The organism is uncultured Fibrobacter sp., from assembly GCF_900316465.1.
Taxonomy (GTDB): domain Bacteria; phylum Fibrobacterota; class Fibrobacteria; order Fibrobacterales; family Fibrobacteraceae; genus Fibrobacter.
Window position 1 is genome coordinate 1 of record NZ_ONDD01000012.1, and the last position, 26,229, is coordinate 26,229.

General features: G+C 49.3%; 20 protein-coding genes. 5 read left to right on the top strand and 15 right to left on the bottom strand.

Features of this window, described 5'->3' with window-relative positions; translation table 11 throughout:
- Positions 1 to 339 precede the first annotated feature (339 nt).
- The 9 genes from QZN53_RS06115 to QZN53_RS06155 all read right to left on the bottom strand — a co-directional run bounded on the left by QZN53_RS06115 (position 340) and on the right by QZN53_RS06155 (position 12,377).
- Complete coding sequence (locus QZN53_RS06115; protein ID WP_163437983.1) at positions 340 to 831, bottom strand: PAS domain-containing protein; 492 nt, start codon at positions 829 to 831, stop codon at positions 340 to 342.
- Positions 828 to 2,177, bottom strand: a complete 1,350-nt coding sequence (locus QZN53_RS06120) for a hypothetical protein (protein ID WP_163437984.1) — start codon at positions 2,175 to 2,177, stop codon at positions 828 to 830. Before QZN53_RS06120 ends, QZN53_RS06115 begins: the two co-directional genes overlap by 4 nt.
- On the bottom strand, positions 2,170 to 3,009 hold the full coding sequence (locus QZN53_RS06125) for a TIGR02147 family protein (protein WP_163437986.1): 840 nt from the start codon (positions 3,007 to 3,009) through the stop codon (positions 2,170 to 2,172). The genes QZN53_RS06120 and QZN53_RS06125 overlap by 8 nt, the downstream gene beginning before the upstream one ends.
- A 377-nt stretch (positions 3,010 to 3,386) precedes the next feature.
- Positions 3,387 to 4,793 (bottom strand): GGDEF domain-containing protein, encoded by a 1,407-nt coding sequence (locus tag QZN53_RS06130; protein WP_163437987.1) that lies wholly within the window; start codon positions 4,791 to 4,793, stop codon positions 3,387 to 3,389.
- Positions 4,790 to 6,205, bottom strand: a complete 1,416-nt coding sequence (locus QZN53_RS06135; RefSeq protein WP_163437989.1) for a GGDEF domain-containing protein — start codon at positions 6,203 to 6,205, stop codon at positions 4,790 to 4,792. Before QZN53_RS06135 ends, QZN53_RS06130 begins: the two co-directional genes overlap by 4 nt.
- Before the next feature lie 142 nt (positions 6,206 to 6,347).
- Positions 6,348 to 7,970, bottom strand: coding sequence for a cellulase family glycosylhydrolase (locus tag QZN53_RS06140; RefSeq protein WP_163437990.1), 1,623 nt, complete (start codon positions 7,968 to 7,970; stop codon positions 6,348 to 6,350).
- 98 nt (positions 7,971 to 8,068) lie between these two features.
- Positions 8,069 to 8,824, bottom strand: a complete 756-nt coding sequence (locus QZN53_RS06145) for a TIGR03915 family putative DNA repair protein (RefSeq protein WP_163437991.1) — start codon at positions 8,822 to 8,824, stop codon at positions 8,069 to 8,071.
- Positions 8,825 to 8,944: 120 nt separating this feature from the next.
- On the bottom strand, positions 8,945 to 10,201 hold the full coding sequence (locus QZN53_RS06150) for a putative DNA modification/repair radical SAM protein (RefSeq protein WP_163437992.1): 1,257 nt from the start codon (positions 10,199 to 10,201) through the stop codon (positions 8,945 to 8,947).
- A gap of 127 nt (positions 10,202 to 10,328) precedes the next feature.
- Entirely contained in the window at positions 10,329 to 12,377 is a 2,049-nt protein-coding gene (locus QZN53_RS06155; protein ID WP_163437993.1) for a T9SS type A sorting domain-containing protein, read from the bottom strand.
- Positions 12,378 to 12,483: 106 nt separating this feature from the next.
- Between QZN53_RS06155 and QZN53_RS06160 the strand changes: the two genes are divergently transcribed.
- The 3 genes from QZN53_RS06160 to QZN53_RS06170 all read left to right on the top strand — a co-directional run bounded on the left by QZN53_RS06160 (position 12,484) and on the right by QZN53_RS06170 (position 16,059).
- On the top strand, positions 12,484 to 14,043 hold the full coding sequence (locus QZN53_RS06160; RefSeq protein WP_163437994.1) for a DUF2914 domain-containing protein: 1,560 nt from the start codon (positions 12,484 to 12,486) through the stop codon (positions 14,041 to 14,043).
- A gap of 102 nt (positions 14,044 to 14,145) precedes the next feature.
- Entirely contained in the window at positions 14,146 to 15,012 is an 867-nt protein-coding gene (locus tag QZN53_RS06165; protein WP_163437995.1) for a carbon-nitrogen hydrolase, read from the top strand.
- A gap of 21 nt (positions 15,013 to 15,033) precedes the next feature.
- Positions 15,034 to 16,059: an agmatine deiminase family protein gene (locus tag QZN53_RS06170; RefSeq protein WP_163437996.1), complete on the top strand. Its 1,026-nt coding sequence runs from the start codon at positions 15,034 to 15,036 to the stop codon at positions 16,057 to 16,059.
- A 102-nt stretch (positions 16,060 to 16,161) separates the two neighbouring features.
- On the opposite strand, the gene murC is transcribed toward QZN53_RS06170, so the two are convergent.
- A complete protein-coding gene (murC, locus tag QZN53_RS06175) occupies positions 16,162 to 17,571 on the bottom strand; it encodes a Mur ligase family protein (protein ID WP_163437998.1) in 1,410 nt (469 codons plus the stop codon).
- An 18-nt stretch (positions 17,572 to 17,589) separates the two neighbouring features.
- Positions 17,590 to 19,155 carry an FISUMP domain-containing protein gene (locus QZN53_RS06180; RefSeq protein ID WP_163438000.1) on the bottom strand — a complete coding sequence of 522 codons (1,566 nt, stop codon included), beginning with the start codon at positions 19,153 to 19,155 and terminating at the stop codon, positions 17,590 to 17,592.
- Between the two features lie 131 nt (positions 19,156 to 19,286).
- On the opposite strand from QZN53_RS06180, the gene QZN53_RS06185 reads away from it, so the two are divergent.
- Positions 19,287 to 19,832 carry a methylated-DNA--[protein]-cysteine S-methyltransferase gene (locus QZN53_RS06185; protein ID WP_163438002.1) on the top strand — a complete coding sequence of 182 codons (546 nt, stop codon included), beginning with the start codon at positions 19,287 to 19,289 and terminating at the stop codon, positions 19,830 to 19,832.
- 70 nt (positions 19,833 to 19,902) lie between these two features.
- On the opposite strand, the gene QZN53_RS06190 is transcribed toward QZN53_RS06185, so the two are convergent.
- On the bottom strand, positions 19,903 to 20,070 hold the full coding sequence (locus QZN53_RS06190) for a hypothetical protein (protein ID WP_163438003.1): 168 nt from the start codon (positions 20,068 to 20,070) through the stop codon (positions 19,903 to 19,905).
- 151 nt (positions 20,071 to 20,221) lie between these two features.
- Between QZN53_RS06190 and QZN53_RS06195 the strand changes: the two genes are divergently transcribed.
- Positions 20,222 to 21,607, top strand: a complete 1,386-nt coding sequence (locus tag QZN53_RS06195; RefSeq protein WP_072797844.1) for a TrpB-like pyridoxal phosphate-dependent enzyme — start codon at positions 20,222 to 20,224, stop codon at positions 21,605 to 21,607.
- A gap of 97 nt (positions 21,608 to 21,704) precedes the next feature.
- On the opposite strand, the gene QZN53_RS06200 is transcribed toward QZN53_RS06195, so the two are convergent.
- The 3 genes from QZN53_RS06200 to QZN53_RS06210 all read right to left on the bottom strand — a co-directional run bounded on the left by QZN53_RS06200 (position 21,705) and on the right by QZN53_RS06210 (position 26,229).
- A complete protein-coding gene (locus QZN53_RS06200; protein ID WP_163438005.1) occupies positions 21,705 to 22,799 on the bottom strand; it encodes a sialate O-acetylesterase in 1,095 nt (364 codons plus the stop codon).
- Positions 22,800 to 22,879: 80 nt separating this feature from the next.
- Complete coding sequence (locus QZN53_RS06205) at positions 22,880 to 23,881, bottom strand: sialate O-acetylesterase (RefSeq protein ID WP_163438006.1); 1,002 nt, start codon at positions 23,879 to 23,881, stop codon at positions 22,880 to 22,882.
- 92 nt (positions 23,882 to 23,973) lie between these two features.
- Positions 23,974 to 26,229: a DUF6055 domain-containing protein gene (locus QZN53_RS06210; RefSeq protein ID WP_294652088.1), complete on the bottom strand. Its 2,256-nt coding sequence runs from the start codon at positions 26,227 to 26,229 to the stop codon at positions 23,974 to 23,976.

Consider the following 26,229-nt stretch of genomic DNA (forward strand, 5'->3'; position numbering starts at 1 on the left):
GTGGCAGATTGATGTGCGTGCCCTTGCACGCCGCTGGTATTGTAGGGCTACGCCCGTATATGAAGAACCGCCGGCTTCGCCGGCGGGTCACTTTTTTTTCTCCTTCCCTGCTCGTTCTCCTCCGAGCGTTCTCCTTTTGTGACCGCTCGGCTCTATCACATTCATAAAAATGTGACATCGCCTCGTTCTCGCCTCCGCGGCTCGTTTATACTGAGCCGCTTTGGCTCACGATGACCGCTTGGCATTTGGCTCGCTCCCTAAGCCATTCTGGTCCCACTGAACTCCCAATCAGCTCAGTTTCTTCGCCTTCATTGCCAGTTTACACTTGGCAATTTCGGCTTACATTTGGGCACTCTTCGTATAGTAAGTCTCCGGGAATGCCTTTGCAGCGCATTGATTGCACAACATGCGAAGCCTTGTTTCGGCAACGGATGTCACGCGGATCTGCGCGCCGCAATCAGCGCACTTCGTGAGAAATACCATGGACAACGGTGTGGTCGAGGTAGTAGTGCCGCGAGCCTCGCCCACCTTGTGTACCGTATTGCGGAATACGATTTCTCCGTCTGCATTCTGGATGATTTCACGTGTGATGCAGCAGTCAAAACTGCGTCCGCGACGATTGCGCATACGCATGTTGAAGCTTGCATTCACGGTGTCATTGCGGAATGCGTACCAGTCGCTTGCATGGCGGTACAGGTCGGTAACGTAATGCCATTGCAGTTCCGAAGGCTCGAAACCGAACATACGGCAAAAACGCCTGTTTCCGCTCAGAAGGCGGCCGTGTTGGTTGACCTCAAAGTAGGCCAATTCGATAGAGTTCTCTGTCATCATTGTGCGCCTCCTTTTAGATAGTGCCGGTACAAGACATCGGCAGAACTGATCGCTTTGTTCCCCAATCGCGCATCTATAATAGAGATATTCAAGTCCTTATCGCCGAATACGAACGGCGTCTCAAGAATGTTGTCGGCAGTAATGTAGTTGATGTCGGCAATCTTGGTAAGAATCTGTTCGGCAATCAAGAAGCCGTCCTTGTAGAGCATCACGTGCTTACCGTCCCAAACGCCGGTCACGGTGATTTCTTTACCGACTTCAATCGTTGCCGAAGACACGACAGCCTTGTCATGGCAAGAGGTGTACTCGAATCCGTTTCCGATAAAGAATGCGAAAGCGGGCGTCTGGACATGGCATGACGATTTTGTAATAGCAAGGTTGAACAGGCCCGTCTTTCCGAACACGTTCTTGCTGTAGCGCAGCGATTCCGGGAAGGCTGTTACCTTAAAGGTGATTTCGAACGTGAGTTCTTCAAGACCATTTGCAAAGACGAGAGAATCGTTTACGGTGCTTTCGTTTGCCGGCATGTTCGATTCGTTCCAGTGATATACGAGACCGTAATCAGGATCGTTCGGCAAAAGGATGACAGCATCGGAATTAGAGTCTACTGTATCCTGCGGCGGGAGTATTGTCGCGGAGGTGTCCGGCGGATCATCAACCGGGCCCGGATCAGGCGTCATACCGGTTGCAGGCGGAATCTCGACCGTCTGTACGGGCGGAGCTTCAAGATCTTCGGCATCCACATCTTCTGCCACGCTCGTCGGAACAGGCCCCAAGACTGTTACGCCAGATTTATATGTCAAATAGTAATTGGATACAGAGACATATCCGTTAGTGGTCACGGATTTTATGACGAACGAACTAGTTCCTTCAGGAATTGCCAATTCAAACGAGCCGTCTGAATTACCCTGTACGACGAACGTGCTATCTTTTAAAGCAACTTCGATAGATTTGGTGCCGTTTTCTGAGTAAACGTAACCCTTGATGTTATAAGAGGTTTTAACAGGGACGTCGACAATAGGAGCGGGCGTATCGGCAGAGTCGTGTCTGTCAACACTTACCGGATCGAGATGAACAGAATCCACCGATTGAACAAGCGTATCACCAATAGGAAGATTTGCATCGGCAACGTGGATGCAATAGGTGGTATCATTTCTTGTGTAGCAATTTTGGGGATCGGTATTCGGAGCGACATTAGAGCCGTTTTCGGTTTCATCCGAAACACCCGCAACCGTATTCTGTTGCTCGTCTACGCCACCAGCCCAAAAAAATCCGCATGCAGACAGCGTGAATGCGAAAGAAGCAACAGCCCAATGGCCAAGACTTATTTTACAAAGCCTAGTCATGGCGCTCCTCCTCGGGCAAGGTGTTGGTGAGGGGGAACAATTGCACGTTCAGTCTGTAAACGCGTTCTTCGCCGGAATCTTCCATCACGATCGAGCTGATGCGGCGACGGAATTCGGCGATTTCTTTAGTAATCTTTTCGTAGGCGTTTTCGGAAATGCCAATGGTAAGGCCGGAGATGTCACGTTCGTTGACCGGAACCTGGTCAAGGCTTTGAACGCCGAGCTCGCCCATTTGACGGTGCATTTCGCGGATGGCGAGCGAGGTGACATCGAGATTGCCCGTAGTCACAGAGCGATTGCTCTGGGTATAATGGCCCTGCTCGTCTTTATCGAGAAAGCCATTCTTTTCGAGCAACTTGAGAGAGCTTTTGACATGAGCCGCATCGCTTTCAAAGACGAGCTCCCCCGCCATCTGGGCGGGTGTTGCGCCATTCAGGTGCGGGGCCATTTCGCGAAGTACGGGATTCAGCCAGCTGCCATAATAGTCGTACTGGTCTTCGCCCACAAGCGCAAAGGCATTTTCGTTGGCGATGTTGCGCATTTCGGCAAAGATTTTCTTCTTTGCGGCCGAAGACTTTTCTTGATTAAATGCAACCAGGTGCCTGAAGTACTGCAGATCGACACCGACAAGGCCCATAGCAGACGCGACGCGTTCAATACCCGCTTCGCTCAAGTTTGCCTTGCTGTCGCAAACAAGCTTCAAGAACACCGGAGAGGAATAGCCAGCAGCTTTGGCGAAGTCGCGCCAAGTAAAACCGGAACGTTCCTTGCGTTCGGTATAATAGTCGCGAATATAAATGCGATAGCTGGTATATTCCATTACAGGTTTCATGCCTTTTAATATATAATCTTTTCGTAACAAAGTCAATAGACTATGATACAAAAAGTTAAAAATTTTTAAAAATCGGCAATTTTTACAAATTTTAAGCAATAATCAGCAAATTTTCATGATACAAGCGTGCAAAAAACATTGATAAAAGTCATAAATTAACGCAAAAAAAGGCCCTCGGATATTATCCGAGGGCTAAAACTTGTATCATGAATTATTATGTCAAAGGGTTTCTGTGAGCCACAAGCGACTCATCATAATGAGTCGTGGTGCGACCTTTGGCCACTTAGCACTTTAGTGCTTATATGGACATGGCCACCTTTAGGTGGGAGTGAGACGATATCACATTTTCATGTATGCGATAGAGTCGAACGGTCTCTTTAGCCACGGCTGTGGGCGTAGTTCGCCTTCTTGTCTTCATACATCAAGGCGTCGGCTTCGCGCATCGCCTTACGGACGTCTCCCCCGTTTTCGTCGTGGTAGAACCCGATAGCGAAACTCACGTTGCCCTTGATTTTGGATTTCTCGCGGAGCTTGTCAACTCTAGCTTCAAGGCTATCCTTGGCAACGTCGATTGCCACCACGACAAATTCGTCGCCGCCTGCACGGTAGATTTCGCAATCGTGGAACGTTTCCTTCAGAATCTCAGCAGCACTCTTCAAGAGCGCATCGCCGGCATTGTGGCCTTCGTTGTCGTTAATGGGCTTTAGTCCGTTCAAGTCGGCGAAAACCACTGAAATCGTTCTGTAATTGACTTCACCGCTTACAAATTGGAGCACCCTGTTGTTCATGGCGTTACGGTTGTTCACGCCAGTCAACAAGTCCTCGTTGCTCAAGAACCTAAGGCGCTGCACCAACTTGTAGCTGGCCACTTCAGAGGCAATAAAGAAGGTCACCAGTTCAAGGGTTTCCTTAATGCGCAGGACTCTGGAGGTATCAAAGTTTGTCGCCCAAATGAATCCGACAAATTCGTTGTTGTGCGTCAACGGCAGCAGAACCAGGCTTTCAACACCGGCTTCCATCATGGTTTTATGCCAGACTGGATTTCTCTGACGAATAATTTCCATGTCTGCTTCGTTCTGGATAATCAGACAGTTGCTCCCTTTAAGCGTTTCTATCCAGGATTCCGCGATATAGATATATTCGTTGTTGAATACCCTATCAAGATCCAGCGGAGGCATGCCTTGCTTTCGGGCACAGCTCAAAATGGAGCAAGTTCTCTCCTTGAAGTCGGTCAAAAGAACGCTGCAGGTGCTCGCTTTGCAAATAATGCGAACGTCTTCAATCACCTCGTCCATGGTTTTCCTGAAATCCTTTGAACCGCGCAGCTTGATGCATGCCTTGAGCACGTTTTGCGAAATTTCAGAAGAAAGTCTTGTAGAGGTGTCAAGGTCTTCTTCGGGCTGGATTTCAAGGGTAAAGGTGCAATAGCCCTTTTCGTCGTCATCGACATCAATGGGCATCATGAATTCATTGATGCAAAAATTAAAGCGTTCCGGGCGAATGTAGGCATGAACCGGCTTATGCAGAATGGCACTCTGGTAAACGAACTTCTCGAAGTTCAGCTCCTTTTCCATGTACCGTTCGTAATTGGAGCCGGGAACAAAAGTCTGGCAGAAAACAGAATTGCCGTCATTGTCTTTTCTTTCCATAGACTTGATATAAGCTGGGTTTCCCGCTTCAATGCGGATAGTCCCGATACTCCCATCTGTAGTCTTTTCTACAGACAGGACGCTTGTCATCGCACGGAATGAATCGACAAATTTTTGCAATTCTTTTTTTTTCATTTTCTCCTCGATTCAGGGAACCGATCATAGAAACGTTTTTTGTCTTCGTACATAAGGGCGTCTGCCTCGCGCATTGCGGCACGGATGTCGCCACCCTTATCATCGTAGTAGAAGCCTAATGCAAAACTAACATTTTCTGGATCCTCAGAATCCTTGCGAAGTTTTTCGACAAGCGTTTCAAGCCTTTTTTTAGGTTTGTCCAGGGCTACAACCACAAATTCATCGCCACCGGCACGATAAATTTCGCACTCATCGAACGTCAATTTGAGAATCATGGCCGCTTCTTTCAGCAGGCAGTCACCCGCATTATGCCCTTCGACATCGTTAATCGGCTTAAGACCGTTCAAGTCGGCAAAGATAATAGCGATTGATTGAGGCGTTCGTTCTCGACCGGATACCAAACGAAGCACTCTGTTGTTCATGGCGTTACGGTTCAAGACGCCTGTCAGCATGTCTGTTGAGCTCAGCATTTCAAGACGCTGTAGAAGTTGATAGTTGGCAATTTCTGAGGCTATGAAGAATGTCGTAAGTTCAAGGGTTTCTTTAATGTGATCGGTGTTTTTGGTATCAAAGTTAGTAGCCCAAATAAAACCGACCGTTTCGCCGTTGTACTGGAGCGGGAAGAGAACAATACTTTCCACCTCGGCACTTTTTAATGACCTGTACCAATTGGGGTTGCGGAGTTTGACCTCGCTCATGTCGTTTTCGTCTTGAATGACTAGACAATTGCTTCCGTCAATAGTTTCAAGCCAAGACTTGGCGTAATTAATGAAGGAATTGTCTAAAAAATTCTTGAGTGAACGCTGTGGTACCCCTTCCGCAATGTCTTCACTTAAAAGACTGCAAGTGCTTTCCTTGAAATCTGTAAGCATGATACAGCAATAGCTTGCTTCGCAAGTAACGCGAATATCATGGATGATTTCATCCATCGTTTTCAAGAAATTCGTAGAACCGCGAAGCTTGATACAGGTCTGCAAGACTTGCGAAGTTGCCTTGGCCGACAAATTGGTCATCTGCTCGGTATTTGCTTCGCTCGACAGTTCTTGAGTGTAGGTGCAGTAATACTTGTCTGGATCGTCGATATTCAGTGGCAGGCTGAAAATATTGAACCAGATTGGAAAACGGTTCGGATGAATGTAGGCATGCATCGGCTTTTTTTCGACTGCGCTTGCAACGATAAAATGCTCAAAATTAAGGTCTCTCGGAAGATACTGGGTGTATTCAAGTCCCGGAGTAAAACCGTTTCCGTCATTCATGGTCGCTTGAGATTCGTCGCTTTTTTCAAAAGTGGAAAGGTAAGCCTTGTTTCCAACTTCGATACGGATTTTCCCGACTGATCCATCGGGATTTTTCTCGACCGACATGATACAGGTCATCGAGTCGAAATGATCGACATATTCCTGTAAATCCATAGAATCTCCTTCTTAAGCATTCCAATAAGGACACTTATAATTAGTAATTAATATAATAGCACTTTTTTCGTGAAAAAGTGCTATCATGATAAATTTTTCAGAATTTTTTTATTTCAAATTGGAATATTCACAGGTGTGATGACTACTTGGATAAGTCCTTCACCACCATGATTCCGCTGCGTTCAATCTTCGGGTATTGGCGCATGCCTTCGCCACCGCGACCCTTGTCGAGCACTTCCAGAAGTTCGCCCTTGGTCGAATACAGGTGCAGCTCCCAGGGGCCGTTCGGAGCGTTGAAGTAGCCGGAATTCTTCTGCACGTTGCGCTGGAAGGTTCGGTTGAGGCGGTCTTCTACGCTGCGGGCCTGCACAAGCGAAATATCGCTGAGTTCCCAAGAAATCGGTACCCCGCCCATATCGTAAATCAACAAGGCATCGGGGTCCGTATCTTCTTTCATGGTAAACTTCCAGCTAAAGCTCTGCCAGCTGGTACTCAAGTCCAGGATACGGCCGTTGGCGTAGGGCGTATATTCTTCGGAATCTCGCTTGATATTCACATTCAGGGTGCGGGGCTTGTCGGCCTTGGCGCGCATGCTGAAAATGTAGGTGATACCTTCGCGGAGCGAAAGTTTCTGCTTGAACTGCAGGTTCCAGGATTCCTTGCCTGCCTTCTTGATGTCAAAACGGACAACGCCGTTCGTGACCTTGACGTCGGCCTTGCCGCCCCAGAAGTCCACTTGCCAGTTGGTTAGCGGTTCGTCGGCAGAAAAATCGCCGTTTTGAATCAGATTTGCATCGATTGCCTGGGAGCCTGTATCAAAATTCTTTTCTTGAATGAATGTCGGAATGACGCTCGTGTTCTGGATGCCGTTTGGGTTATCGACGCAGACTTCCTTGCCCCAGCCCACCAGGGTATTGAATGAGCTGTGGACTGTCATATCCATTTCGGGGCTGTCGAAGTTACCCGGACCCCAGCTCCAGGCGAGCCAACCGATACTCAGGCGTTCGGCTTCGGACATAATGAACTTATACGGGATTTCCTTGACATCGCCAGCGGCAACAGGAGCGAATTCGCCTACGATCAGCGGCAAATTCTTTTCGACGGAGGCTTCGAGCACGCCGCGAACTCGGTCTTGAACCGTCGCGTAGCCCGTTGCCTTCGGGTCGTGACGTTCCGAGGGCCACCACATGTGCAGCGAGAACAAAAGGTTGTGTTCCGGATCGGCCTGCAAAAGCTTAGGGCCTACTTTGAGCAGGTTCTTTTCGCTTTGGCCCCACTGGTCCGCGTCAATCATCAACGGAATGCGTATATTGGCGGCACGCATCCTAGTGACAATGGAATTGTACACGGTAAAGAATTCGTCAGCAGACTTCGATTCGGCGCCCGGTTCGTTACCGATATTCAGAATCAGGTACTGTTGGTGATTCGAAATCATCTGAACCGTTTCTTCACGAAGCCAGAAATCGACGGCGTCGCTCAGGCGATCCCAGTTGCCCGTAGTATCGTGAATTTCGGGAATAGGAATCATTCCGTTGGAAATGCACTGTACAATGATGTTGTCGAGGTCGCTCACGCGGCCGCGGGTATTCCAAACGATTCTGACGCAGTTGGCACCCGTCTTGGCGATTTCGGGAATTGTTTTTCCTTCGCGGTCAGTCCAAATAAACATGTGGTTGATTCCGCGAAGAACAACCTTTTCATTGTCCTTACTGTATAAAAAGCGATCTTGTACAAAAAATCCCGGTTTAGCCGAAACCATATTCATAGCGTCAAATTCTCCATTTTTCCAAAAGAAAAATACAATTATTTGCCGAAATAGGAGTGATTTTTTTGAAAATCACCTTAAAAATGGTTGGAAGGGTTTCAACAACGGGAAAAATGTCTTTCGGGCAGGTGCTTCCAGTAGTACACCGGCAGACAGCGCTTTAAGAGTTTCGGGTTTTCGCGCTCCTTGATGGCGATAGACTTGTAGTAATCTTGCCAAAGTCGGACCATTTCGTCGGGCGGCGTGGCCTTGGAGACTGCATCCATGTTCGGAATGGTGATTTCTGCCAGCTGGTGGCCCGCGTAATACACACCGAAACCTCGCTTGGAATCGTAAATCGCCCACTTTTCGTTGGCAAATCGCCCGCGAAAGTGCCCCACAATCAAGTCTAGAATGTCATATTTGGGCTCGATTTCGGCGAAATAGGTGCCGTCAGAGGTCTTGCTGAAGCGTACAAGTCCGAGCATACCGCCCGCCTCGTGGCGTACAGCGCGGGCGGTCATGAACAGCGGGAGCATTTCGTCGGAAGTCGGATTCTTGGCGTAATTCGGATCCTTGCCATCGAAAACTTTGCGGAGGTAGGCAAGAATCTTCATCTCGATGCCCTCTTCCTCGGAGCGAAATGCAACATGCAAGAGTTCCAGGATATCGGCGCTGGCATAATTTTCGATAGCCCGCTTGAGCCTTGCCGCCTCTTCTTCAGACGTTTCAATGCGGAAGGGCTGCATAAAGAGGTTACAAGGAGTTGTGCTGCGGTCGCCATGAATTTCGCCCACATCCAAGTGCTGGCGGTAAATTTCGAAGACTACGCTCAAGAATCCGTCGAAAGTTGAATCATAAGAGATGGAAAGCATGGGGTAAGGATGTGAAATGAGTGATGAGTGATGTGTGATGTGGGATGAGAGATGTGATGTGTGTAGTGTGAGATTATTCATTACTCATTTCACATTACACATTTAACATTATATATGCAATTAACCTGCGGCAGGAAGTGCGAGGGGTTGGTTTGCGAATAAGTCTAGCTGCAGGGATTTTGGCTTGGGGAGCAGCAAGGGGCGCACCATTTCAGGATAAAGCCTGCGCAGGCTGGCGGGAGTATCCGGATGGTAAATAAAGTACTGCGCCCGCTTGAGTACGACACCCATCTTTTTCAGGTGTTCCAGGCGAATTTTGGAGAAACGACGACCCGAGGCAATCAATTGAGCCGACTTGACGCCAATTCCAGGCACTCGCAAGAGCATTTCGTAGTCGGCAGTTTGAATATCAATCGGGAAAAATTCCGGGTGACGCAAGGCCCAAGCAGCCTTTGGGTCGAGATCCAAGTCTAGATTCGGGTGCGCCTGGTCGACCACTTCGTCAAAGCCGAACTTGTAGAATCGCATGAGCCAGTCGGCCTGATAAAGCCTGTGTTCGCGAACCAGAGGTGGCTTAGTCGTAAGCGCAGGCAAGCGCTTGTCGGCATTGAGCGGTACATAGCCCGAAAAATACACGCGTTTCATTTGCTGTTGCTTGTAGAATCCGTTAGAAAGAGTCAGAATTTGCAAGTCCGACTCCCCTGCTGCCCCGACAATCATTTGGGTGCTTTGACCTGCAGGCAAGAACTTTGGCGAATAGCGGGAATGGTCTGTCTTGTATTCCAGCTTACGCTCGGCTAAAAAATTCATGGGAGCAAGAATCGAGGCATGATTCTTTTCGGGGGCCAGGTATTGTAGCGCCCTGTCTGTCGGAATCTCGATATTCACGCTGCTGCGGTCGGCATAAAGCCCTGCTTGGTACAGGAGTTCGCGACTGGCTCCAGGAATCGCCTTCAAGTGAATATATCCGCCAAATTTATGGACTGTGCGCAGTTCCTTGGCCACTTGAATCAGCATTTCCATAGTGCGGTCTGGGCTACCCACCACTGCAGAACTTAAGAAAAGTCCCTCGATATAGTTACGGCGGTAGAATTCCAACGTCAGGTTGATGAGTTCCTTGGGCGTAAAGGTGGCCCGAGGAATATCGTTGCTACGGCGGTTAATGCAATAGGCGCAATCATACTTGCAGGCATTGCTCATCAGCACCTTCAAAAGCGAAATACAACGCCCGTCAGAAGACCAGGTATGGCAAATACCCGCGCTACAGGCGCTCCCGAGTCCGCCCTTGGGCGCTTGCCGTTTGGATCCGCTAGAAGAACACGACACGTCGTACTTGGCCGCGGCCGAAAGAATATTCAACTTTTCGCGAATGTCCATAAATGCCCTTTTGTTTAGTTGCACCTTTGTTCACTAAATATAAGTATAACTGCACAAAAAAGCAAGTGGTACTATACAAAAAAAATAAGACCCCGAAGGGCCTTATTTTTTAGATGAATTTAAGAGACTATTTTACGAAAATCTTCGCATTTCTAGCATAGCGGGCGCTTTCCATGCGCACCACATAGTTGCCCTTGGCCAGGTGAGCGAGGTTAAAGCTCTTGGAAGAAGTCTCCGTTTCAGCGAAAGATTCTACCATGTGGCCCATCATGTCAAACACCTGTACGCGAAGCATAGCAGGCTTCGGCAACACAATCATCAGTTCATTATTGGCATAACCGAACTCGAAGCCAGGCTTGACAGATGCAATAATTGAAGATTTTTCGCTGCTGGAGGACTTTCCTTTTTCGCTCGAAGAGCTGCTTTCAGTAGTCGAGCTAGAGCTCTTACCCTTTTCGGAGCTGGAGCTTGTGGGCTTAGTCGTTTCGCTACTGGAAGAGGTTCCCTTGCTGCTAGAAGAACCAGTCTTTTCGGAGCTTGAAGAAACGGTCTTTTCAGAACTAGAGCTTTCAGGTTTCGTCGTTTCGGAGCTGGAGCTTGTTGCGCTGCTAGAAGAAGTTTCCTTGCTACTAGAAGAATCAACTTTTTCGGAACTAGAAGAAGTTGCTTCAGAAGAACTGCTCGAAGCAAGAACAACATTAATCTTTCCCGTTACTGTCGATTTTTCCGAATAAATATCCATCAGTTCAATCGTATAAACGTATTCCTTGGCTGCCGATGCAGAATTTACGGTACCAAAAATCTTGACTTGTTTCTTTTCCGGGTCCTGTTCCATTTTCAAATTAGACGGGAAGCCAAAACCTTTCACAGATTTTACATGATCATATTGATAAACAATCGGAACAATGTCTTTGCCGGCAACAACCGTTTGATTATCGCTGCCTTCGACAAGATCAAATTTCATGGTCACCGGCGTCACATTGATCGTAGCCTCTGCAGTAGCCTCATTGTCTGTGCCGCTAACAGTGTATGTGACCGTATACGAGCCCTTGGTATCTTCATCAAGCAAACCAAAAATGGTCACAGTATTCTTCGTGTTATCGGTACTAACACTAAAACCACCAGGGAAACCGGTAAGTCCACCAAATTTCGTCACATTTTCAAATTTGAACACAATCGGTTCAATCGAATCGCCCGCGGTTACCGTCTGTGTCGCATTTTCGATAGTTTCAATCTTTGTCACAACCGCCTTATGAGTCACTTCAACGGTTGCTTGGGCTTTAGCCGTTTCTTTTCCATCGGTAACTTCAAGCTCGATGGTGTAAGTCCCATCTTCCGCTTTTTCGTTAATATCGCCCGAGACCTTGATGATCATGTTTTCGCCGTCTTTTGATGCAGAAAATTTTCCCGGCGGAATCTTTGTGAGCTGGTAATTATTTGCACCCGTAAACGAGAATGAGACGGGTTTGATAGCTTCGCCGGCAACCACTTTCTGAGTTGCATTTTCTGCGACACTCACGGAAACAGGTGCGCCTGTGACTTTGAAAGTGATTTCGACACTAAGCGTATCTTTTTCGTTATCTTGCTTTACGCCACGAACAATATATTTATACTCGCCAGAGGCGGTGTTAGCGTCTATTTTACCGCTAATTTTAATGATTTGGTTTTCACCGTCCCTTTCATACTTAACTCCAGAGGGAGAACTGCCAAAAATGAATGATTTAATGCCGGAATATTCAATTTCAATTTCCGAAATGGCTTCGCCCGCCTTGACGGACTGAGTGGTTTCGCCCTTGATGACTTTAAGAGTTGTCGGCCTTGCTTGCAAGATGAATTCAAATTGCGTTTGGGCAACTTTGCCTTCATCATCTTCTACCAAGATATAAGGCGTAATTGTTTTGGGGTTTAGATTACGTTTGATTCGCCCCGAGATTTCACAAACATTATTGGTCCAAGTTTCCGACAAACCCAATGCCGCGAAACCGTCTGATTTAAGTTTTCCCTTGATATTTTCGTATGAAATCTTTGTCGTTTCGATTTCATCACCCAACATCACAGTCTGTTTGAGTTGGCCCGACAGAACCTTTTGTGTAATTTTATCAGAAGCAACATACCCTTCTGCAAATGCTGCGGTTGCAAAGAACATGGCAATTGCCAATGAAATCAATTTTTTCATGATTTCCTCCTTCATAATTCCATTTTGGCTAAAATTACAAACTTTTTGACATGGCAGCCAGTGTCCCGGTTCAGATTAGCCCACTGACCGCATTTTTTTTTATTTTATGACCATGCAATTCGTTGATAAGTTGCGGGAAAAGCCCGCGGTTCAGAAATTAGAGAAATTTTTTCCGGCTATAGCGTTCCTGGGCGGTTTTGCTTGGGATTCCATTACGCTTGGCCAGATGGTTTATGGCACCGATATTTTGATTTTGCTCGCCTACTACACCGGCGCGCTTATTCTGGTGATTTTGCTTTCGGCTCAATTGGAACACCCCGAAGGCTGGACGAAAGAACGCTTGCAAGCGCTAGCCAAGGCCCAGCAGAAACCGGCTCCAGTTCAAAAACAGACGGCCGCCCCAGCCAAGCCGGCAGAACAGCCTGCCAAGCCCGAAGAGCCTGTTGTCGAAAACAGCGTTATCGAAGAACCGGTTGCTGAACCTGAAGAAGAGCCTCAGGTCAAAACAGAAGAATCTCGCTTTAGACGTGCAGCCAGTTTTATAGCCCAGAAAACACCGGCCCGCGCCAAGGAAGCCGCTAACCGCGCCGCTCTTGAAGCTAAAGAAGCGACGGCTAAGGCCGCAGCCATTGCCTCTGCTAAGGCCAAGGAGGCTGCCGCTAAAGCAGCCGCCAAGGCTTCCGCTCAAGCCAAAGACGCCGCAGTCAAGGCGAAGGGAGCTGCCACTAAGTTCGCCAAAAATGTGGGCTACGAATCGACCGCGATTCCTGAAAATGCGATTGTTGTTCGCCACCGTTTCTTGGACCGCGAATGGAGCGAGACCTGGAAACAGCGCTTTACTTGGGCTGTTCAGTTCTTCTTTGGCGGTTTGTTTAGCGCCCTGGTGGTCTGCTACTTTAAGAGTAGCGGCTCGCTCGCCTCGTTCTTGCTTGTGATTTTGCTTGCCATTTTGCTTGTGGGTAACGAATTCCTGCAAAAGAAGTACGAAAGCTTTGGCGTGAGCCTGGCGTTCTTCTGCCTTTTGGGCACGATGTTCATGAACTTTGCGATTCCGCACCTGGTTCACCGAATCGGATTCATCTGGTTCTTGATTAGCACGGTACTTTCGTTTGGTTTGTGCCTGTTTATCTGGAAGATTTCGCACCGCAAGAAGAGCATTCTTGTCGCCCCCGCCCTCATTAGCATATTCCTGATTGTCGCCTACATTATGAACTGGGTGCCGCCTGTACCGCTGGTACTCAAGCAAAAACTCGCCTGCCAGAACTTTGACAAGGTGAGCTACAGCTGCGATGTCGACGATCCTAGCCTGCTGCAGATGGTTGGCCTCAAGATTCCGAGCGTACACCGCGTTGACAGCAGCGAAGTCTACTTCTTGACCTCGGTCTATGCGCCGGCAAAGCTCAAGGCCGAACTGGAATACCTGTGGTATTACCAGGACCCGAAAACGGGCAAGTACATGCTTACGGACCGTATTTCTTCGGGCCGCATGATGATTAACGGCGGCCGTGAATCTGGATTCAGGACCTTCACGCGTAAGAAGAATACTCCTCCGGGCAAGTACCGTGTAGAAATTGCTTACAAGAACGGGGCCGTGATTGGCTCGGGTACATTCGAAGTCTTTAACGAAGCGCCTGAAGACGGCTTTGTGCGCGATACGTTGAGGTAGTTATGAACGATTTGGAAAATGATCCGATTCTTAACGCGAGTTCTATCAATAGTGAAGACTATTGGTTCTTGAAGTTGAACAATAATAATCTAAATTTGGACCATGAACAAAATCAAGACAGCAACACTGCAGGGCAAGTGGACGGGCAACAGCCAAACCAATAACCAATGGTACGTTGATCAGGCGCTTGCACTTAAGGGCAAGGGAATCGACTTAGTCGTCCTCCCTGAAATGTTCCATACGCCGTATTTCCCGTTCGAAGAAAATGCCGACTTTTTTGACATGGCCATCGAAAAGGATAGCCCCATTGTCAAGCAGTGGCAGGGCATTGCCAAAGAGATTAACGCCGTAATCGTTTTCCCGTTCTTTGAAAAGCGCGCACGCGGCATTTACCACAACAGCGCCTTCGTTTTTGAACGTGACGGATCTATTGCGGGCCTTTACCGCAAGAGTCACATTCCCGACGATCCGGCTTTTTACGAGAAGTACTACTTTATTCCAGGCGATACGGGTTTTGAACCCATCAAGACAAGCGTCGGTACACTCGGTGTGCTGATTTGCTGGGACCAGTGGTTCCCTGAAGCCGCCCGCATTATGAGCCTGAAGGGCGCAGACATTCTGATCTACCCCACTGCTATCGGTTGGATGAAATCGGAACCTGCCGAAATCTACCCGCGCCAGCAGGATAGCTGGGTTACGGTGATGCGCGGACACGCCATTGCGAACCGCACCTTTGTGCTTTCGGCAAACCGCATCGGCACCGAAGGCGAACTCACCTTCTGGGGAACCTCTTTCGTGGCTGCCCCTGACGGCTACTTGATTCACAAAAACGACACCGATTTCCTGGGCGCAAGCATCGTGGAAATCGACCTCGCTGAAACCGAGGAAAATCGCCGCTGGTGGCCGCACTTCCGCGACCGCCGCGTTGACCTCTATGGCGATATCCTCAAAATTTGGTGCGACAAATAGAGCTAGAACTTAGGGCTAAAAATGACGAAAGCAATTGTACGTTATCCTGCTGAATGGGAAGACCAAGCTGCCACATGGCTCGCTTTTCCGCACAATAAAAAGAACTGGTACGGTGAACGCGGTGAAATGATCCGCAAGTTCTATATCGAACTGATTCGCACCATCAGCGAATTTCAGCCCGTGAATGTGCTGGTTCCTAAAAAGGATTTTCTGTCGACGGAAGAAAAAATTGCCGTTGCCGACCGCCCTTTCCCGGCCAGTTTCTTTACCATTAAGACAGACGACATCTGGATTCGCGATTACGGTCCGTTTTTCTTGAAAAAAGGAAAAGAAACGATTGTTTCGGAAACGGTCTTTAATGCCTGGGGCGCAAAATTTCCGCCTTGGAAAAACGACAACCAGATTCCCGAACGCATTGCCGATATTTTCGAATACAAGAAGGGCACGAGTGTTCCCTACATATTCGAAGGCGGCGCCATCGAAGTCAACGGCGACGGCCTCGGCATTACCACGCTGGATTGCCTGACCGGCAAGAACCGCAATGATTTGAAGGACGTCAAGAAGGTGGTCAAGGCCCTTTGCAAGGCCTTTGGCTTGCGCGACATGCTGGTGCTCCCCCACGGACTCCACGGCGACCATACGGATGGCCATATCGATAACGTGGCCCGCTTTGTGGCGAAGGACCGCATCGTGATGTGCGAAGCAACCGACAAGCGTTCCCCGAACAATGTGATTCTGACCGAAGCGAAGTACCTGATTGAAACTTGGCTCAAGAGCCATTATGGCAAGAAGGCCAAGGTTGATACGTTGCCGCTTCCGCCGCAGCGCAAGCTTGACGATGGTCAGATTTTGCCGGCCAGCTACATGAACTTTATTTATGCAAATGGCGCGCTCATTTTCCCGAAGTACAAGTCTCCGAACGACGCGAAGGCCAAGGCTTACTTTGAAAGCGTGTACCCGGACCGCAAGGTTATCGGGCTGGATTGTCGCACTGTGATTGAAGAGGGCGGCAGCCTGCATTGCATGAGCAAGCATGAATGTTTATAGACTGCTCGGCTCTATTGAAATAATTAAAATGTGACATCGCCTCGCTCTCGCAACCACGCCTCGTTAATACGAGGCGTTTGTTGCTCACGGGGACCGCTACATCTAATTTTCTTCAAGCAGTTTCTGCACGGACTGCGCGAAGGCTTGGAGGCTCGGGTCGCGGGCACCCATCAAGAGGATGGTGTCGCCGGGCTGGGCGACTTCGACCATTTTCTCGGCGCACTTGTCGCGATCTTCGATGTAGATGGCTTCGCAGCCCTTCAGCAACAAATCGTCGGCAAGGTCACCGGCGCTGATGTCGCGGGTGACGGTGCCGCCAGCGTAGTAAATCTGGCTGAAGAAGATGACGTCGTTGTCGCGGTCATCGTCAAAGTCCTTCGGGCGAAGCGTTTTCGAGATGAATTCGACAAGGTCGTTACGCAGGAATCGCGTGGGGCCAAAGCCGTGAGGCTGGAACCAGGCGATGACGCGGCCTTCGGTAAAGTCCTGGGCGCTCTTGATGCTGGCGGCGATCTTCGCCGGATTGTGAGCGAAGTCGTCTACGAGAGTCACGCCGTTGAAGGTTCCGAGAATCTGGTGACGGCGGAATACGCCTGGGAATGTGGCAAGGGCGTCGGCGCAGGTATGCAGTGTTACGCCTGCGCGGAGAGCGGCAGCCGTTGCGGCCAAGGCGTTTTCCATATTGTGCTTGCCCGGGAGCGGCACGACAAACTTCACGAGTTCGGCCCCGTGGCGCACACGGAACTGAATCGAGGTTCCGACGGACTTGAAGTCCGTGCCCTGCACGCCTACGTAATTTTCAAAGCCGAAGTCAAATTCACGGCCGGCGCTGAATTTCTTAGCGAGCGGATGCGCGTCGTTTACGATCAGAATCTTGCCGTTGTCCAAAATGTTGTGGCTGAACTTGAGGAAGATTTCCTGGAGTTCGCTCATTTCCTTGTGGTCCTTATCCACATTCAAAATCAAGCCGATTTCGGGTTCGTAGCGCACCAGCGTTCCGTCGCTTTCGTCTGCTTCGACCACGAGCCATTCTCCCTTGCCCGAAACGGCGTTTCCGATTTTGCCTTCTTTCTGCAGGTTCACGAGGCCGGCACCCGTCATTACGGAGGGCTGGAGGCCTGCATACTGCAAAATGTGATAAATCATGGCGGTCACGGTGGACTTTCCGCTGGTGCCTGAAACGGCAATAGTCTTAGCTTCTTTAGAAATCTTTGCCAGCATTTCGCTGCGGTGCATCACCGGGATTCCCAGTTCCTTGGCACGCTTGAGGTCCGGGTTTGTGTCTTCGATAGCGGTACTCACCACTACCGCATTCAGGCCTTCTACAACACCGGAGCCGTCCTGCGGAAAGCACTTGACGCCGCATTCTTCAAGTTGATTCATTACGAGGGGCTTTTCTGCCGCTCCAAACTGGCGGTCTGAACCGCTAATTGCTACCCCCTTGCCAACAAGATACTGGGCAATGGCACTCATGCCTACGCCCGCAACACCGATAAAAAAGTAAGATTCCATGCTAGGAAATGTAGCAAATCAAGGCTCTACATCCTTAAAACAGCGAACCGATAATCCGTTAAACGACCTTTCTTCTTCAGCTTTCGCTTCGTTTTTATAATATTGCCATGAATAAGGAGTACCGTCTAAATTCGAAGAAAGCCAAAATGCCGCATTACCGTTATTGTAATAACTATGAGCTTCGTTGTAATATTGATATAAATATATGCCTGCCGGCACAACAGAAAAACCATAAGCATCACTTACATCACACCTTTTGTTATAATCGCTCGCAAAAGCAAGTGTTTGTAGCGATCCCATAGACTTGTAAAGCGTCGTCCACTCTGTTTTATTGGGGATATGCCAACCTTCCGGACAGATACCTCGAACTTTTTGCTTGGGATAAACCCCTTTTTGCCCACAATCCTTGCAATCATCACTAAAGAGACCGGCTGAATCGACTGCTGCAGTCCAAGTATAAAAAGGACCATTTTTTTCGCATTCGTCTAAGGAATCCACTCCACAAAACATTGTCTCTTCATTTTCTAATCTATATTCAAATTTCAAATTCTCTGCCATCACAGTCTGATTTGCAATTACAACAGTCTTATAAGTCTTTCCATCACGGCTGTCGGTCAATGTTCCATATTCACATTTATCTTCCAATTCATTTTTACATTGTTTTGCATACACAATGGAGCTATCCTGATAACAACGAACAGAATAAGCAGGATGTTCATTCGAAGAAATATAGTCATAGCTACCACCATAACCAAATTCTAGCCTGTAACGAGAAGCAGACCACAGAGTAGCTATTTGACCCAAACCAAAATACTCATCATCATAAAATCCTCCAGATGGGACCGCAGAAAAACCATAGGAATCCAAAGCTTCTGACCAAAGTTCAAAACCCTTCGCAAGAATACCCATGATATTAAAATGCATAAATTGTTCTATATCTTCACCTATTGGCAAAAACCAGCCTTCCGGGCAGACGCCTCGATACGGGTGTACAATACAAATACCGTTCTTGCAGTTCTTGTTAAATAATCCGGCACTATCTATTGCAGCTTCCCAAGTGTAGAGACGACCATACTTGGCGCAATTTTCTGGATCATTGTCATAGCAAAAGCTTTTTCCATTTCCTTCATTATAATCGTAATTCAGATTTTGAGCCATCCACCATTGGTCACCAATCTTAATAGTCCGATAAACTTGGTTATCTCTTTCATCCAAAAGTTCCCCATATGTTAATTCCGGATTTAAGTAATCCGTAGTCACGCAATTATAAACGGAACAATCATATTTTCCTGGAGGGAGTACTGTGGGAATCCAAGAACTCGAAGATTTTCCACCTTTACTGTTTTCACTCGAAGAAGATTCATCTGTTGAAGCGAAAGACGATGTTCCGTTTCCTTGAAAACTGGAATATGCATTGTCCTTACGAGATGACGAAGAGAACGATGCCATCTGTTCGCTGCTACTAGAAATTTCGCTTTCCGCTCCAGAATTGATTGCTGGATCAGAAGGAGTCGATGAATCACCACCGCAAGCAGCAAGAATCAATAAAACACCAAATAAGGAATACGCTATGACGTTCTTCATAAAACAGCCTAACCTTCATTTTTTCGCGAAATATAACAAACTAATGCTTTCCCCAAACGGAACCATATATATAGACGCTTTTTTAGGGGCTACGGTAGCCGGGTTTTAACTTAAAATTATATATTCATACCATGAACTTCTCGGATTCAAGATTCACGACGATAGCGCACCGCAACTTATGGGGCGAATGGACGTTCGTGTTCGAAAAATCCAAGCTGTGTAGCCTGCGCTATACGGGAGAAGGCGTTCCGAGTTCGGTTCAGGCCTGCGCCTACGCCGAGCCGGATGTGGTTCAGACTTTATCTTCGACGGTGGCCCGCGCCTACCGCAAGGCCGTACAGCAGTTGAACCTGTACCTGGCCGGAAAGCTCCAGGAATTTTCAATTCCACTTAAAATCTACGGCACCGATTTTCAGCAAAAAGTCTGGGATGCCATCACCCAGATTCCTTACGGAGAAACACGCACCTACCAGCAGGTGGCCGAAGCGGTTGGAGAGCCCCGCGCCACACGTGCCGTGGGCGCCGCCCTCCGCGCGAACCCATTACAGATTATACTCCCCTGCCATCGCGTGGTGGGCAAGGGCGGAAGCCTGGTCGGCTACGCCCTGGGGCTCGACCTCAAGCGGCGTCTCCTCGTTATCGAAGGCGCAATCCCGCAGGAACTGCTGCTAGAATAAGCATTCTCGCGTCTTTTCACAAATCGTAAAAAAAGCACCCCGGAGAACCGAGGTGCTTTCAACTAAAGGCTTATTTGCCCGTCGTCGAGGCTTTGGGTTTACAGGAATGCGGGCGGAGTCTAATGAATTTTTTACCGCTGTGGACCGGGAGCGCTTTTGCTCCCTCGCCAGCATGCGACACGCGGACCTCCCCTGCTAGTTCCGTCTGCCCAGTAAATAGGTTATGATTGATAGCCATACTTTGAATTTACTAAAAAAATTTTATCTGTCAACTATTCCAAATTAAACTACTTGGCGAGAACAAGTTCATTTGGCTACACTCGTTTTTTTTATATTGTTAGGGCAAAATTTTGGTTGCGCCCCTGGCGGACCGCAAAAAAGGAACATATATGAGAAACTCGCTCAAGATCGAAGGTCAGGTCAAGACTTACCTTAAAGAAGATGAACTCCCGAAGGCATGGTACAACGTCCGTGCCGACATGAAGAAGAAGCCCGCTCCTCTCCTGAACCCGGGTACCGGCAAGCCGGTGACGTTCGAAGACCTTCAGCCGGTTTTCTGCGACGAACTCATCAAGCAGGAACTCGATAACGATACTCCGTACATCGAAATTCCGGAAGACATCCGCACGTTCTACAAGATGTACCGTCCGTCTCCGCTCGTTCGCGCCTACTTCCTCGAACAGGCTCTCGGCACTCCGGCCCACATCTACTACAAGTTCGAAGGCAACAACACTTCGGGTTCTCACAAGCTCAACTCCGCTATTGCTCAGGCCTACTACGCCAAGAAGCAGGGCCTCAAGGGCGTGACGACCGAAACGGGTGCAGGCCAGTGGGGCACCGCCCTTTCCATGTCCAGCGCCTTCTTCGGACTGGACTGCCAGGTTTACATGGTGAAGGTTTCTTACGAACAGAAGCCGTTCCGCCGCGAAGTCATGCGCACCTACGGTGCCTCTGTGACTCCGTCTCCTTCCATGAACACCGAAATCGGTAAGAAGATCAATGCCGAATTCCCGGGCACCACCGGAAGCCTCGGTTGCGCTATTTCTGAAGCTGTGGAAGCCGCTGTGAAGCAGCCGGGTTACCGCTACGTTCTCGGTTCCGTGCTGAACCAGGTGCTCCTCCACCAGTCTGTCATCGGTCTCGAAACCAAGGCCGCTCTTGACAAGCTCGGCGTGAAGGCCGACCTCATCATCGGTTGCGCTGGCGGTGGTTCTAACCTCGGTGGTCTCGTGAGCCCGTTCATCGGTGAAAAGCTACGTGGCGAAGCCGATTACGATATTCTCGCTGTGGAACCGGCTAGCTGCCCGAGCTTCACTCGCGGCAAGTACGCCTATGACTTCTGCGATACCGGTAAGGTTTGCCCGTTGGCCAAGATGTACACTCTCGGCTCCAGCTTCATCCCGTCTGCCAACCACGCTGGTGGCCTGCGCTACCACGGCATGAGCAGCATCCTCTCTGAACTCTACGATCAGGGCCTGATGCGTGCAACGTCTGTGGAACAGACCAAGGTGTTCGAAGCCGCCAAGCTCTTCGCCCAGACCGAAGGTATCCTCCCGGCTCCGGAATCCAGCCACGCTATCCGCGCCACCATCGACGAAGCCCTCAAGTGCAAGGAATCTGGCCAGGCCAAGAACATCGTGTTCGGCCTCACCGGTACGGGTTACTTCGACATGGTTGCTTACCAGAAGTTCAACGACGGCGAAATGAGCGACTACATCCCGACGGATGAAGACATCGCCAAGAGCCTCGCCCAGCTTCCGAAGGTAAACGGCTAATTATGGTGTCATCCCCGTGAAGGCGGGGATCTTTCAGAAATTTAAAAGGCCCCGGATTCAATCCGGGGCTTTTTGCATTGTAAGTTAACGATGTTTCTTAGTTCTTGCTGCCAGTGACGCGGTAGCGCATCTCTCGCCCGTTCTTCTTGATACGAACGAATAGAGCCTGTTCCTTTTTGTCGTAATAGAGTTTCGGCTGTTCCGATTCTACGGCCTGCAGGCGCGGCAAGCTACGGATTGCAATCGTACTGTCTTGCGCCGTCGAATCCGTCTTGACCGAATCAACTTTTGAAGAATCTTGTTGTGTGGTGTCCGTCTTCACGGTATCTTTTGCGGACGTATCGGGAGCGACTTCTTGAGCCTTCAGAAGTTCAAGCATTTTTTCGGCGTAGCGTTCCCCCAAAGTCTGGTAACCATCACGCGTAAAGTGCAACGTGTAGTTCGGTTCCTTGATGGCCGGGCAACCTTCGGCGGAAATCACATAGCCGTTCGGAATCAAGTCCGCCGCTTCTTTCACGGCATCGTTACGCCAGCCCAAATCACCCGTAGGCGCAAGCTCCCCAAGCAAAATCGGAGTTTTTTCCGGGTCGAGTTCCAGTTCTTCAATGAACTGGTCATAAACCTTCTTGACGCGTTCCGGCCAGTCCTTCATCTGGTAATCCGCTTCACCCTGATGGAAAAGGAATCCCTTGATGACGCCCTTTTGCTTTGCAATTTTACCCATTTCGACAATGCGCTTGTGCACATCGCCACCGTATTCATTCAGATACTGAATCCACCAAGTATCGTTCTTGTTCTTGGCGTTCTGCACGTAAGCCGCATTGCGATCCTTGTCAAACAAGTCAATGCTCTGGCCGCCAATCGCCACGTTCGCGACAGCCACAGTAATGCTATCCGGCAATTCCTTGATCATCTTGCGACCAAAGAAATCGACAATGCCGACCTTGGAACCGCTATGCCCCATCGGGGGTGCCGCCGGGTAGAACTGCCCTACAGTTTGCCCGGAATGGTTTCCTGCACGCAGAACTTGAAAACGCGGATTCGTCTGCTTGTCGGTATCGGTGATTGTGGCTTGCCCAGACATATTTGACTGCCCGTAAGCAAGGTAGATATGCAGGTTGGGATCCTGCGCAAAAGCGTTTAAGCCCAAAGCGCCCAACGCCATGGTAAAAAGTAGGGACTTACCAAACATCCGTAGCTCCTTTTTTCACCAAACATTATCAAGATAATAAAAAAAAGGAGAAAAGTCGTTTGTTTTTATGTAAACAGTTTTTAGTCGGGTTCTTTTTGCCCTGAAATATGGTAGGTAAAGTCTTCACCATGTTTTTTGAACCGGATAAGGATTTCATGCTTTTCCGGATCAAAAAATAGACGCGGTTTCTTTATTCCCTTGCGGTACAATTCGTCGATTGAATCGGCTATGACCTCTTGTTTCATCAGGTCCAACATCTTTTCGGCGTAACGCGTTCCAAGAATTTCGTACCCTTCTCGGGTATAATGTAGCTTATACACCGTATGGTCTACGGGGTCCGTTTCTGTAAGCACGGAGCACCCCTCAGCAGAAATCAAATGTCCATTCGGAATACGGTCAGCCGCATCCTTGACGGCCAGATTACGCCAACCGAAATCACCTTCAGGAGCAAGCTCGCCAATCAAAATGGGAGTCCTTTTAGGATCAAGATTCAAATCATAAATGAGGTCGTAATAAACCTTTTTTACCCGTTTAGGCCAATCAGGCACGTTGTAATCCGCTTCGCCCTGGTGAAAAAGGAACCCCTTGATAACGCCTTTCTCTTTTGCGATTTTACCAACTTCGACAAGACGCTTGTATACATCGCCCCCATATTCGTTCAAAAGCGGAATCCACCACCAAGTGGTTCCGTGGCTTCTCATTTTCTCTAGATAGGCCGAGCTGCGGTCTTTGTCGAACAAGTCAATACTTTGCCCGCCAATAGCGACATTTGCAATGGCTATGGTAATAGAATCCGGAAGTTCCTTGATCATCTTGCGACCAAAGAAATCAGAAATTCCAATCATAGATTGGCTATTTCCCATGGGAGGCTTTGCTAGGTAAAATTCGCCAACCTTCTGATCCGAAAAATCAGCGGCGCGAAGTACCAAAAAACGGGGATTTGTTTCAAAATCAGCATCGATGTATGGAGCAACCCCCTGCATATTGGATTGTCCATATGCGAGATAAATGTGCAGGTTTGGATCCTGCGCAAGGCTCGCCGCACTGAGCAATGCCAGTGCTATGAGGACAATTTTTAGCATTCGACGCTCCCCTTCTTATGCTATCTATTATTATAACAAAAAATAAACAAAGGGGGTATACCCCCCTTTATTATTGCTTGGATTATCTGTATTTATCGCATATTTACGCGAATCATGCCCTGGCTGTCCTTGTTCCGGACTAGATACGCGCCTTTTTTGAAGCCGGCTCTATGCATTGCTTCGTGTATATTGCCATCGTATTTGACGATTCCAAGCATCTTTCCGTTGATGTCAAAGACTTGCAACAAGCCTGATTTGGCCAATACCATCAAGTTTTTGTGGCGGACAATCTTCGGAACGATAGTCGTAGAGCCGGTGGAATCCTCAGGAATGCTGTACCATTTGGCATTTTCGATGCTTGCGGTTGCATCGGTCGGCGGAGTCGTGAGGTTCGCGCCGTAGCTTGCATTATTGAGCATGCCGTCATCGACCATGCCGTAGAACACACCCTTCGAAATTTCCTTGGTAAAGTTGTTTTCGAGGTCGCCGCGGAGCTGTGCCGTGCCGGAGAGCTTTTTGTCGGTAACGGCCCACATGACGCCATAAACCTGAGCGTTGTCAGTCACGGTGGTGCTGCCCGCAATAATTGAGAGCGCGCCGACCTTCGCCTTGCCGGTAATGCTTCCGCTAACGAGCCAGGCGTCTTCTTCGAGCACGGCATCGTCGTCGACGGTTCCCGCAGTCACGAGCGCGCGTCCGCGGACAACGGCATTTCCGCTGATGGTGCCGCCGTCTACGACCGCGAAGTCTTCGATGCGGGCGTTTCCAGAAACGGTGCCGCCATTCACGACTGCATTGGGGCCCACATACACGGAGGCGTCTACTTTCGCCTTGGAGCTCACGAGCCCTCCCCCGTTGCTGTGTTTCGTATATCCGCTTGCATTTGCGGGTTTCCAGAAGTCCTTATTGTAGCCTTCGGGAGCACCGTTTACGACTTCGACCATGTACGGATAGCGATAGATGCTGTAGTAGAACTGGTCCCACAAAATCGTCTGCATTTCAGTCGGAGTCGCCGTCACGGCAAGCCACAATGCCTTGTCGCTTGCCTTCGTCTCGATTTCAAGATTGAATCCGGTTCCATGCTTCATCTCGCTGTAGCGGGGCGTTCCGTCCGCGCCCTCCGCGACTAGCCCGACCGTCCAGCCCGAGGCCGGGTCCGGCAGTTTGTCGGGCGCGTAGTTGCACCACTTGTAAGTCTTTCCCTTGTAGTAGTCGGTGTTGTCGCCAAAGCAAGTGTAGCCGTTCACGGCCGGATTGTCCTGCACGATTCCGCGGAACTTGACGGTGACCTTTCCGGCGGAATCCGGATAGATGCGCACCAGGTTGTACCCCCAGCGCTGCGGCGCCCAGTAGCTCGGCGAAATATAGTGACCGTCCTCCATCTTGTTCAACATGGTCACGCGCGTGTGCCTGCGGTAATTGTCGCCCCAACTGGCGTCACGACGCGTCTTGAATTCATAGTCGCCATAGGATTTTTTATACAAAGCCTTCTTTGCGGGTGCATACTCGAGCGTCGCGTTCTTCATCGCGAACTTGCCGAACTGCTGGTTCAAGCTATCGAGCGTCCAACCGTAAACCATCATCATCGCACTAAACGGCGTCTGCTCCATGCGGCCGTCTTCGCCATCGCGGATCGATTCCATCCAAATACGGTTCACCTCGTGGGCACCCTTGTGACCGCCGCCGAATTCTTCCTTGAGGTGTTCCAGGAACTGCCAGTTGCAGTAGCGGTCACGCGTAGAACCGTAATACAGGTACGGATAATTAATCAGGTATTCCGAGCAATGGGCGTCATTCGGATTGTACTGGTGCGCCATCCAGTTCGCATGGCTTTCGGCAAACCAGCCCGAATGGCTGTTGTTGCCCATCCAGCCGGCGACTCCCTGCAGACCGTGCGCAAATTCATGCGACGTGCCCCAGTAGTCCTTCAGCGAGCCCACGCCAATCCACATTCCGGGGCCGAATTCATTGTTCAAGCCTTTCACGTAGTCCTGCCCGCCGTAGAGCGCCGCCATCACGGAATTGTCGAACACATAAATGTTGCTCTTGAGTTTTTTATCGGGGCTTTTCGGGAACGGAAGCATCCAGCCGAGCGAATCGATATAGAAAGAATAAACTTTTTCGAGCGACGTGAGCACGCCCTGCGCATCCGCATTCGGAATCGAGACGTTGTTCGCTTGGCCATCGTCAGTCGTAGGCTTCTTGCAGACCTCAAAATGATCCGATTCGGCAATCAGCGTAAAGCCGTTACTGGTGCACTGGTTTACCCATTCAATGGCGGCGTTCGCGCTTACGGCACCTGCGCAAAATACCGCCATGGCAAAATTTATACCATGATTGATTTTCAT